Source organism: Affinirhizobium lemnae (genome assembly GCF_022968395.1).
Lineage (GTDB): Bacteria > Pseudomonadota > Alphaproteobacteria > Rhizobiales > Rhizobiaceae > Neorhizobium > Neorhizobium lemnae.
Genome location: NZ_JALJQZ010000077.1, coordinates 1 through 11,626, shown reverse-complemented (window position 1 = coordinate 11,626; position 11,626 = coordinate 1). Strand labels below are relative to the sequence as shown.

General features: G+C 53.6%; 7 protein-coding genes and 4 pseudogenes. 8 read left to right on the top strand and 3 right to left on the bottom strand.

Annotated features, from left to right (window positions below):
* Nucleotides 1–208: 208 nt before the first annotated feature.
* Both MUU53_RS22310 and MUU53_RS22305 read right to left on the bottom strand, forming a co-directional pair.
* Nucleotides 209–1,621: a lipopolysaccharide biosynthesis protein gene (locus MUU53_RS22310; protein ID WP_247262811.1), complete on the bottom strand. Its 1,413-nt coding sequence runs from the start codon at nucleotides 1,619–1,621 to the stop codon at nucleotides 209–211.
* A gap of 198 nt (nucleotides 1,622–1,819) precedes the next feature.
* The gene (locus MUU53_RS22305; RefSeq protein ID WP_247262810.1) at nucleotides 1,820–3,067 is read right to left on the bottom strand and encodes a hypothetical protein; all 1,248 of its coding nucleotides are present in this window, start codon (nucleotides 3,065–3,067) and stop codon (nucleotides 1,820–1,822) included.
* An 868-nt stretch (nucleotides 3,068–3,935) separates the two neighbouring features.
* Between MUU53_RS22305 and MUU53_RS22300 the strand changes: the two are divergent.
* The 8 genes and pseudogenes from MUU53_RS22300 to MUU53_RS22265 all read left to right on the top strand — a co-directional run.
* Nucleotides 3,936–5,096, top strand: a pseudogene (locus MUU53_RS22300) (IS3 family transposase).
* Between the two features lie 286 nt (nucleotides 5,097–5,382).
* Nucleotides 5,383–6,100: pseudogene (locus MUU53_RS22295) on the top strand (IS6 family transposase).
* 89 nt (nucleotides 6,101–6,189) lie between these two features.
* On the top strand, nucleotides 6,190–6,834 hold the full coding sequence (locus MUU53_RS22290; RefSeq protein WP_247262808.1) for a DUF1972 domain-containing protein: 645 nt from the start codon (nucleotides 6,190–6,192) through the stop codon (nucleotides 6,832–6,834).
* Nucleotides 6,835–7,301: 467 nt separating this feature from the next.
* Nucleotides 7,302–7,856, top strand: a complete 555-nt coding sequence (gene rfbC / locus MUU53_RS22285) for a dTDP-4-dehydrorhamnose 3,5-epimerase (RefSeq protein WP_247262807.1) — start codon at nucleotides 7,302–7,304, stop codon at nucleotides 7,854–7,856.
* 56 nt (nucleotides 7,857–7,912) lie between these two features.
* Entirely contained in the window at nucleotides 7,913–8,980 is a 1,068-nt protein-coding gene (gene rfbB / locus MUU53_RS22280; protein WP_247262806.1) for a dTDP-glucose 4,6-dehydratase, read from the top strand.
* A complete protein-coding gene (gene rfbD / locus MUU53_RS22275; RefSeq protein WP_247262805.1) occupies nucleotides 8,977–9,876 on the top strand; it encodes a dTDP-4-dehydrorhamnose reductase in 900 nt (299 codons plus the stop codon). Before rfbB ends, rfbD begins: the two co-directional genes overlap by 4 nt.
* 17 nt (nucleotides 9,877–9,893) lie before the next feature.
* Nucleotides 9,894–10,766: a glucose-1-phosphate thymidylyltransferase RfbA gene (gene rfbA / locus MUU53_RS22270; protein ID WP_247262804.1), complete on the top strand. Its 873-nt coding sequence runs from the start codon at nucleotides 9,894–9,896 to the stop codon at nucleotides 10,764–10,766.
* Between the two features lie 84 nt (nucleotides 10,767–10,850).
* Nucleotides 10,851–11,141, top strand: a pseudogene (locus MUU53_RS22265) (hypothetical protein); the annotation flags it as partial.
* Nucleotides 11,142–11,388: 247 nt separating this feature from the next.
* On the opposite strand, the pseudogene MUU53_RS22260 reads toward MUU53_RS22265, so the two are convergent.
* Nucleotides 11,389–11,541, bottom strand: a pseudogene (locus MUU53_RS22260) (IS110 family RNA-guided transposase); the annotation flags it as partial.
* Between the last annotated feature and the right edge of the window lie 85 nt (nucleotides 11,542–11,626).

Sequence of the window (11,626 nt, the reverse complement as noted above, 5' to 3'; positions counted from 1 at the left end):
ACTCCCGTTCATGATCCATGGGACGTCGATCACAAATCAGGCGGCGAAGGACAATGTGGGAGTGGGACAGCGGTTACTCAAATCGTGCGGATATGACCCCGAGTATAAAGCGGGCGGGATTTGGGCCGCGGCCTCGGCGAGCCGGACCTTGTCGCGACACTAGCACGGTGATGGGCAAGCCAGGTCAGTATGTCAACGATCAGTGGCCTCACCAGTGGATTACCCTCGGTCTATCGGACCACGAGTTAAAGATAATATCCGCAGTGAGACGGCGGGTGCGCGGAAAAGCTATAACTATCGCGAAAAACGTTACGACGCACGTTACGAGACTGAACAAGAGCGCGGCTACGGATGGCAAACAAAAATGAACGAGCCAAGTCGCCGCCAGAGAAAGATGTGCAGCAAGCTGAAGGGGACCTACTGCTGAAGCAATATCAAGAGTACGCACTGGTCCCCGCCTCCCAACATACATCCACAGTAAAGGCGTCTTAATATATTCTGCAACAACGTAGGCTACGGCTACGCCAATTCCGCCGTAGCGCAGGCCGACGAAAAACGCTGCTACAACTAGCAGCGACGAGACGAGGCCCCATCGGAAAAATTCCTTTGTTCTGCCTTGAGTGATAAACAGCCAGCCTGCTGGGTTGTTCATCGCCTGCAACAATCCTGCAATTCCAAGAACGCTGAAGATCTGAGCAGCATAATCCCAACGGGGACCGAGAACCGCTGCTATCAAAACATCTGAGGTCGCAGTCGCAAAAGCAATTCCCGGCAAAATGAGTATTAGGGCAGCAGCTAGCGTTCGAATGTAGACGTCTCGGTATCGATCAGGTTGAGAATTCAAGCGAGAGAGAACGGGGATCATAACTTTGTATAACGGCGCCATCACCTGAGTCAAAGGTGCAAGTAGAAGCCGATTGGCTCGATCGTAGTGGCCAAGTTCGATAAGACCCCAATACCGTCCGACCAAAAGCCCATCAAGATTCCGAGCAAAAAAATTGACTACGTTGAAACCGGTCAAGTTCATCCCGAAAGACATGAACCAATTAGCACTCGTGGTCTTCTTTGGCCATCCAGGGCGCCATTTCGAGAAAGACCAGAGGCCGACAACGTAAAAAAATGTCGTAACAAACGATCCGATGTACAACGACCAGTAACTAAAGTCATATAGTCCCGCCACGACAGCCGCGACTAGACCCAGAATGCCGGAGATTGCCGTATTGACTGCTAAAATATCAAATCGCATCTCTCGGGCGAGGAGCGCCTCGTGTTGTACTCCACCTCCCGCGACAACAAACGTAATACACGTTGCCATAAGATAACTAGTTATCCGCTTGTCCTCGTAAAAGGCACCTACCGCTGGCGCTGCTCCCATGAGGATCACCCCCAAAACTAAACCTATACCGATATCAATCCAGAACAGAAGGCTAGCCTCACCAGAGGTTAGATGTTCCTTTTGGATTGCTGCTTGTCCTAAACCCGGATCTTGAAAAAGCGCAATGAAGGCAACAATGGGCGCACACACTGCCACTATGCCAAAGTCCGCCGGCTGCAATATCCGTGAGAGGACCAAGATCTGCGCGACGCTGGCGGCAGTTCGCACTATATGTCCGAACCCCATCCACATCGTAGCCGTTCCAAGATGTTTCGGCAGCTCTCGATGGAGAGGCGATTTTCCCGGCAATGAATTACAGTGGAATCGAGCGCCCAGGCGAGCCGGCCACGTCCGGAGAATTCGGATGCTCCGCTTCAATTCACTATCGGTCGACATACCCAGACTACCACCTACCTAGCCCTTATTCGCGGACGCAACCTCCATCTAGGACCGTTGATCGGACGTTCCAAATCTTGAGTGACATAAATAGTGATTTTTTGTTCCGACCCGAGCGTATTCTGCGGAGCACGGTTCTATGAAACCAGTATATATCTTACAGGAGCAGCCTCCGGTAGGGCAGAATCTCTCTACGGTATCGATATATGGATCGTCATCTAGTATGTTTCCATATCTTTCGTGAACGAACTCACAGCGCGTGATGTTTCCCTGCTGGTCAATCTGAATATGGTCCTTGCCGGCAGAACATCTTACGTTTTCTCTCCTGGCATTAAGCATGAACGTCGCTACAAAATCGTTATCCATCCATGTCTGAATTGTCTCCCGCTCGGTGACATTGTATCCTTCCGGATAAAGCTTTCCGTCACCGTTCCTTGCTCCCAGAAGGGCATTTACCGAAAGATGAACGCCAATATTATCCAGTCTCGCCTTCAACTCATCATAATGCGGCATGTTAGCTGTGGAGGCCACAAAGTTAACCGTAATATCTTGAACTAGATCACGTAGTATTTCCACTCGCCTGAAGAATTTATCTTTGTCTTCATTGAATTTTCGAAATTCTGTCGGGTGGTAGGTGGCAACAATCGCTACCTTCGTGGGATTGATGAACTGGAAGATCCCATCCAGATCCCTTGACAGATTAGACCAAACTTCAACAGTTTTTACGTTCGGTAGGGCATTGAGTTTTGCGAACAAGGGCCACATGACGGGAATTGCGATGATGTCTCCTAACGGAGACATCTCTACGAAGAGCGGCCTTGGGATCTGACCAAGTCGTTCAATCATAAGTGGAACGAGCTCTAGTTGGGAAACCTCTGGCTTCTTCTCATGCTCGAGAAAGCAATATGAGCATCTATAGTTGCAAACTTTGATGGGAATAATTATTGTGACGTAAAGCATTTTGTCCGACGTGTGGCGGAACAATGGTAATTTTTTCCGGGCCTCCGCTTGGTCAGCATGTAGCATGTACTCTGTTGGTCCAGACCACTGAGAAACTATTGTTTCCCATAGTTCTGTTAGCGCGGGGCTATTTAGCTCCATGATGCTATCTTTGACCGAGGCGAGAGACGCTTCCCAATCTTGATCCGACTCCATTCGGGCAGCTCGAAACAGAGACGGAAGGTCAGGTCGATGCAGGCGGCGCCTCACAACATTGAGAAGTTCTCGTTCCGCGGCTTTGAACTCACCTAGCGCGAGATTTTCAATAACACGAGCAAACTCTTCAAAAGGTGTCATGGTCTCTCTCGTAAAACTTCGCGTGACGAGGTAAGACTTGGGTAGGCAAGACATTCCTTCGTCAGCCTTATGAGCAGCAGATTCGGCGTTACGACAACTCGGGAGACCGGGCGTACCATCTTTATGGACAGTCTCGGTCCGCACTGAACCAATCTTGGATTACCAGTCGATCGTACACGACAGCGTGCTTTCTGCAAAGAAAATCTATTTTGTGTTGTGTGTGTGTTCCCGGTTGTAGATTCTGCGAGACACCCAGCCAAGTCTCCGTATGCGCCGACGGTACAAATCGGCAGGACGTTGGCCGACGACCTCCCTTCCGTGAAGGGGTCGGCCTTGACGCGCCGACCTTGCCTTTATGCGAGGGAACCCCGCCGTTACTCTTACCTTACCACCTTCCCTTGCTGCTCCAGGGAGCACCGCAGTAGAAGCAAGGGCTCCTGCGACGACCGCATGAGCAGAACGCTTCGCGGAATGAGAATGGGCGAGACTATGACAAAAACGAAAGTTGTTTACCTTTCGGATGCCAAAGCCGTGACCACTCAAACCGCGGGAGTCGTTGCGTCAAGCGCATTTACTGGACGTAGGAGCTGCTGGATTGCCAGCTTGCGGAGATGATGTCGTTCGACAGCTATCACTTCCTTACCGTTAATGAGTAAGGCTTAAGCGACGGTCGGGAGGGAGCACGTTTGGTTCCACCGCAGATCACGAGTGAGGACGTCGCAGAGTAGTTGAAATTCCGCAACCCGATTTTCGATCTTTTGTTGGCTCATAACGCGGGCGGCGTGATTCTAAGAGGTGCGCTAATAGAGCTGGCTCGGGAAATCTGAACAGCGGGGATAAGTGGAGTTTCCGCCTGACTTCGGTTTAGATGCCGGGAACAGGAGAAACCATGACAAGACGACCGCGCTAGGCGCCATAGCCCGGCTTTCAAGGCGAAGGTGGCACTTGCCGCCATCCGAGGTGAACAGACGCTGGTGGAATTATCCCAGCAGTTTGACGTACACGCCAACCAGATCAAACAGTGGAAAGACCAGCTCCTTGAGGGTGCGACGGGTGTGTTCGGCGATGAAACGAAGGCGGAGCCAACGGTTCCGACCGTCGATGTCAAAACGCTACACGCCAAGATCGGCGAACTGACACTGGAGAACGATTTTTTGTCCGGTGCGCTCGGCAAGGCGGGATTGCTGGGGGACAAGAAATGATGGACCGCGAGCACAAGCTATCCGTCGTGCGCCAGGCGAAGCTTCTCGGCTTCAGCCGTGGAAGCGTCTATTATCTACCGCGTCCAGTGTCCGATGGCGATCTGGTCTTGATGCGGCGGATCGACGAACTGCATCTCGACTACCCCTTTGCCGGAAGTCGGATGTTGCAAGGGCTCTTGAGGGGAGAAGGGTTGGAGGTCGGGCGATTGCACGTCGCCACGCTGATGAAGAAGATGGGCATCGAGGCGATCTACCGCCGCCCGAACACCTCCAAACCAGCGCCAGGGCACAAGATTTATCCCTACCTCCTGCGCAAGCTGGCGGTCACCAGACCCAACCAGGTCTGGGCGATGAACCTGACCTATATCCCAATGGCCCGCGGCTTCGTATATCTCTGCGCCGTCGTGGACCGGTTCAGCCGGAGGGTTCTATCGTGGCGGCTGTCGATCACCATGGAAGCGGCCTTCTGCATCGAAGCGGTCGAGGAGGCGCTCGCCCGCTATGGCAAGCCGGAAATCTTCAACACGGATCAGGGCTCGCAGTTTACCTCGGTGGACTTCACGGCGGTGCTGAAGAAAGCTGAGATCGCCATCTCGATGGATGGCAAGGGTGCATGGCGCGACAACGTCTTCGTCGAGCGGCTCTGGCGGTCGATCAAATACGAGGAGGTCTACCTCCACGCCTACAAGACGGTGTCTGAGGCCCGCGTCGGCATTGGCCGATATCTGACCTTTTACAATAGCCGACGCCCACATTCATCCCTTGACCGGCAGACGCCGGATAAGGCCTACTTCAACGCGCTGGCACCCATGATGGTGGCGGCATAATCGAGGCGGAAATCCACTTAGCAAAACGCCCGAAACTGTTCAGACAAACCCAGCCAGCTCTAATGGGCATTCACGCGTAATCATAAGCGCATGAGGTATCAGAGGCCCGCCGCGCCGATATCAGCGGCCACGCGGAGCAAGCCCGCAAATGCTGCCCGTCGCAAAGCCTAGGCGCAGGGGGCGCTGGGGGGGCCGACTCGTTGCGCTGATCCGGCCGCCCTGAATCGCATCAAATTGGGCACCGTAAAGTTAACCGGCGGCCCATCGAAACATGGGATCTGGCGGTATGACCAGCTCTATTCGTGATCCCCTTTATCGTCGCCACCGATTTCCAGATGAGGTGATTGCTCACGCCGTTTGGCTGTACTTCCGGTTTCCGCTCAGTCTGCGCATGGTCGAAGACCTGCTGGCGGCGCGTGGGATCATCGTCTCGCATCAAACAATGCGCCTTTGGGCGGAGAAATTCGGTCGGTACTTTGCCAATGAAATCCGCCGGCGCTCAGTCGGGAAGCTCGGCGACAAATGGCACCTCGATGAGGTTGTCGTTTCCATTGGCGGCAAGAAGCACTGGCTGTGGCGGGCTGTTGATCAGGATGGCTTCGTCCTCGACGTTCTGGTGCAAGAGCCGCCGCAATACCAAGGCAGCGAAACGTCTGATGCGAAAGCTTCTGAAAGGACAGGGGCATTCACCACGCGTCATGATCACCGACAAGCTGCGATCCTATGGTGCTCCAAGGCGCCACATCATGCCCGACATCGAGCACCGCTCCCACAAAGGCCTGAACAATCGGGCTGAGAACTCTCATCAACCGACACGACGCCGAGAGCGGATCATGAAGGGCTTCAGGTCAACCCGACAGCTCCAACGCTTCGTTTCCATTCATGACCCGGTTGCCAACCTCTTTCACACTCCGCGTCACGATATTCCATCCGACAATCACCGCGAACTCCGAGCTGCCGCCATGCAGATGTGGAGCGAGATCGCACGCCTCCAAACAGCATAGGCGAAAGCGCAGGGCCAGATCTTTGGCCGGAGCCCATTAAGTTTACAGTGCCCAAGCGCGTTCACTTCGAAACCAGGACCAAGAGCGCCTTGGCGACGATAGAATTCGATCTTCGAGCCACTCTTCATGTCCTGAAGCAGCCCGGCGTCGATCTTGTTCTCGGCCATAATACGGCGATACTTACCCTGCTCCAACGCGCTTCCGGCAGACGCGTGATTATCAACATGGACGGTATCGAGTGGAGGCGGCAAAAGTGGGGCAAGGCCGCAAAAGCTTGGTTTTGGCTCAATGAATGGATTGGCTTGAAGTTCGTGACGGTCGCGATCGCTGATCACCCAAAGATTGCAGAACACTTGTCGAAGCGTGGTCGTACTGGATCGGTTGTTATTCAATATGGTTCAGAGAACATTCCGGGAGCCCCAACAGAGGCACTCGACACCTTGACCGTGGAACCGGAAGGCTATTTTGTATCCATAGCGCGCATGGAGCCCGAAAATAGCATTCTTGAGATGGTGCGCGGGTTCGTCGCTGCAAAGACCGGACGCAAATTCGTGATACTCGGGAAACTTCTGCCAGAAGCGAACACCTACCACGCCAGCGTTCTCCAAGCAGCAGACGAAGATGTAATCTTCCCTGGTGCTATTTACGACCAGAGCGTTGTGCAGGCTCTGCGTGTACATTGCCTGGCATATATATACACGGGCATTAAGTCGGTGGAACAAATCCGTCGCTAGCCGAAGCGCTCGGTGCCGGTTCCCCGGTCATCGCACATGGTAATGGTTTCAACAGATGGACGGCCGGGGAACAGCAGCTGTTCTTCATAACCATCGACGAGTGCACGGAGCAAATGAAGCGGATCTCTGATGACGCTGATCTGCGTAACGAGTTGCGATCCGCTAGCCGGCTAAAGCACGAGCAGGCGTATCAGTTCGAAAACATTCATAACTCATATCTGGACGTCATTGATCGCGTGAGGTGTTCAGTGTGAAGTTTGTCATGCGACTAAACCACAGGGATAGTCGCGACTGTGCTGATTGGTGGGGCTTTGGCCAAGTTTGTTTTTTCCGCGGGATCCGAACTAGCCAGGCGCACCGTTACTCCCCGCCACTGAGAGAAGCTTAGTTTGAGATCCGATTATCTTCCATTTGTGTGCCTTTAAAAGCACGCAGTTGCCATGAGTAGAGTGCGAAGGGGTGAGCTTATGATATTCGAACGTCTCGATATTGCGGATCTTTTGCTGATTAAGCCAAAGCGTCACGGAGACGACAGGGGTTGGTTTTCTGAGATCTTTCGTGAGGACGCGTTTCAACGTGAAGCCGGCAGCGTTGCGTTCGTTCAGCATAATCAGTCCTACTCCAAGCCGAAAGGCACAATCCGAGGGCTCCATTTCCAAACTGATCCATTCGCGCAAGGGAAGCTTGTTCGGTGTCCACGCGGCCGTGTCCTCGACGTGGCCGTGGATCTTCGCACGTCCTCTGGAACATACGGACAGCACGTTGCAGTTGAACTTTCTGCAGATAATGGACACCAGCTTTGGATTCCTGCTGGGTTTGCCCATGGCTTCTGTACGCTCGAAGAAGATTGCGAACTCGCTTACATGGTGACGAACTACTACAGCCCCCAGCATGATCGAGGCCTCAAATGGAATGATCCTGGGCTCGGTATCGCTTGGCCAGTGGCAGAGACCGATGCTGTTCTATCTGACAAAGACTTGCGACAGCCGGCGTTGTCCGAGCTGGGACCTGTATTTTCCTAGATTTGGGTTGCGCTGTTGGCATTGGTCGATCAGCTTAAAATGTTTTGGAGGCAGGTATGCGGATTGTTGTGACGGGCGGCGCTGGATTCATTGGATCCGCCGTAGTTCGGTATCTTGTGAAGGACGTTGGCGCGGAGGTGTTGACGCTCGATAAACTAACCTATGCAGGGAACCTGGCTAATCTCGATCCCGTGATTGACAATCCCGCCCATCGTTTTGTTCAGGCGGATATCTGTGATGCAGCAGCAGTCTCCGAAGTGTTCAAAACCTTTGAACCCACGCGGATTTATCACCTTGCCGCTGAAAGCCACGTGGATCGCTCCATCACGGGCGCAAAGGATTTCGTCGAGACCAATGTGATTGGGACCTTTACCCTTTTGGAAGCAGCGCGCCGCTACTGGAACGATCTTGACGGCTCGAGCAAAGACAGTTTCCGTTTTCTGCATGTTTCAACCGATGAAGTGTACGGCTCATTGGGGGCAGAAGGGCTGTTTTCCGAGACAACACCTTACGATCCGTCTTCGCCGTATTCGGCCTCAAAGGCAGCGTCGGATCACCTCGCGGTCGCGTGGCACAGGACCTACTGGCTCCCGACACTGGTATCGAATTGCTCAAACAATTACGGACCCTATCATTTTCCAGAAAAGCTGATTCCGCTTATCATTCTAAACGCCCTCCACGGAAAATCGCTGCCGGTCTACGGTGATGGGTCTAACATCCGAGATTGGCTCTACGTTGAAGATCACGCAAAGGCGCTTCATTTGATTGCGTCCGAAGGACGCCTGGGAGAGACGTACAACGTCGGCGGTCGAAATGAGCGCCGGAATATTGATGTGGTTAAGGCAGTTTGCGAGATTTTGGACCGTTTAGCGCCCAAGTCCCATCCACATGCTGATCTGATAACCTACGTCACAGATCGTCCAGGCCACGACGCACGCTATGCAATAGACGCCACAAAGTTGGAAAGTGAACTTGGCTGGCGCGCGCATGAAAACTTCGAGACAGGAATCGAAAAGACAGTGCGCTGGTACCTTGATAACGAGAGTTGGTGGCGACCACTTCGAGACAAGGTGTACACTGGTGAGCGGCTTGGGGTTCTTGCTACGGAGCCTACAGCGCCATGAAGAGCCGTATCCTCGTTACGGGCGTGAATGGTCAGGTTGTGACGGCACTACGCGAAGCCGCGACCGACAGACCTGATGTCGAACTCATTTGGCTCGGTCGGCCAGATTTCGATCTCTCAGACACAGAAAACATAACGGACAAGATAGTCGCTGCCGCCCCGCATGTTATTCTCTCGGTCGCAGCTTATACGGCGGTTGATAACGCCGAGAGCGATGAAAGCACAGCGACATCAATCAATGCAGTCGCGGTGGGAGAAATTGCGGAGGGCGCAGCGCGGCTCTCCATTCCTGTCATTCATTTGTCGACCGATTATGTTTTCGACGGGACGAAGCCATCGCCATATCTGGAGACAGATAAGCCCAATCCGACCAGTGCTTATGGCCGCAGCAAGCTTGCGGGTGAGCAGGTGCTTGCCGCTAGACTTCAAAATCACATCATTCTCCGAACAGCTTGGGTCTACTCGCCTTTCGGGAAAAACTTCCTCAAGACAATGCTTTCTCTCGCGGAAACCCGGGATCATCTACGCGTAGTCTCCGACCAACGTGGAAACCCGACATCAGCAATCGATATTGCTGAAGCACTGCTGGTAATCGCCGGAAATCTGCTGACGGACAAGGACCCAGGGCTACGGGGTACCTTTCATATGAGCGGAACCGGCGAAGCAACCTGGGCGGAGTTTGCTGAGCAAATTTTCCAAGCTTCCGAGAGACTGGGCGGTCCCACTGCCCAGGTTGAGCATATTCCGAGCTCGCAATATCCGACGCCTGCGAAGCGTCCGGCGAATTCGCGTCTGGACTGCGGGAAACTTGAGCAGGTTCATGGCGTGCGGTTGCCTGACTGGCGCTCTTCGACAGAGCTCGTAGTCCGCCGATTGATGCGACAAAGTTCCAATTAACAAAGGACGGTAACAACATGAAGGGTATTATTCTGGCCGGTGGTGCGGGTACGCGTCTGCATCCAATGACCTTGGTGACGTCCAAGCAGCTCATGCCCGTCTACGATAAACCGATGATATACTATCCATTATCGGTCCTTATGCTGGCCGGCATCCGTGAGGTGCTGATCATCTCCACTCCAAGTGATCTGCCGAATTTCCAGCGCTTGCTGGGTGATGGATCCCAATGGGGTATGGAGTTCGTTTATCGCGTTCAGCCAAATCCAGGAGGGCTGGCACAAGCCTATACAATCGGCGGCGATTTCGTAAAAGGTGGACCTTCTTGCTTGATCCTGGGTGACAACATTTTCTACGGGCACGGTCTCCCCGAGTTGCTCACCAGTGCGCAGCAACGCCCCGAAGGCGCAACTGTATTTGCATATCATGTGACCGATCCAGAGCGTTATGGCGTCGTTGACTTTGACACGCAGATGAAGGCTCTCTCGATCGAGGAAAAGCCCTCGGCACCAAAATCAAACTGGGCCGTTACAGGTCTCTATTTTTACGATGCCGATGTCGTGGATATCGCAGCCGACCTCAAGCCCTCAGCGCGTAGCGAACTGGAGATAACCGATGTGAACAAGGTGTATCTCGAGCGAGGCAGTCTGTCTGTAGAGATCATGGGGCGAGGATACGCTTGGTTGGATACCGGTACTCCGGACAGCCTCGTCGAGGCGGCAGAATTTGTGCGTACACTTGAGAAGCGCCAGGGGTTTAAGATTGCATGCCTCGAAGAAATAGCCTTTCGAAAAGGTTTCATTGGAATCTCAACTTTAGAAGAGGCTGCGTACAAGCTCGGGAAAAGCTCGTATGGACATTATTTAAAGAGAATAATAGCGGATGTGAGTTAGTGCGAAATCGATCTAAGTGAGTCAGATCGCGCTCTAATCGCCTGTTTGTGCCTCAGATCTGTCCCATCTTTTGAGTCCAATCGGATGAAACTCCAGAGTGAGGACTCCATCAGCTCCAAGAGATTATTGTGGCTCTATTATCGGTTTCCGCTCAGTCTCCGCGGTGTTGAGGATCTGTTGGCTGAACGCGGCATCAACGTCTCGTTTCAGACCGTCTCCGAATGGGCGGCGAAATTCGGCTTGAAATTTGCCCATCAGCTCCGGCGACGCTCACGCGGTCACTTTGCCGACAAATGGCAGTTCGATGAAATGGTGGTGACGATCAGGGGAAGGAAGTACTGGCTATGGCGCGCCGTCGATGCCAACGGCTACGTTCCGACGCCCTTCTGCATGTCATTCGGCCCTTTAATTGCGGGAGTTAGTCAAGCCTTTTTTGTCCGTGCCGGGGTCATGGTCCTTTTCGAGGTCATGGCCTCATGATGATGTTCGGGTCGGATGCCTCAACGTGCGGAGCGCGGTTATTTGAGCCGCAGCCGATTGAGCGAGGTCATCGCAACCACCGTCCCGGCGGGACATCGCAGGCCCAAGGCAGCCCTGCGATCTCAGGTGGAGTTAGAGAGGATCAGACCGGCTCCTTGCCCCATTGGAAGGTGGTGCCATCGATCCAGATGCAGTGCAGGATGACGGCCAGTTTGCGAGCGACCGCGACCTGAGCCTTCTTCATGCCGTTACGTTTGGCCAGCCGAAGGCCCCAAGCTTTCAACGCGCACCAACGTCGGGTTCGATGAAGCGTGAGCGTCCGGTGAGCTATTTTTGCTGATCGGGCAAATCAGGCGATGTTCTGGCATTCGAACCAGCAT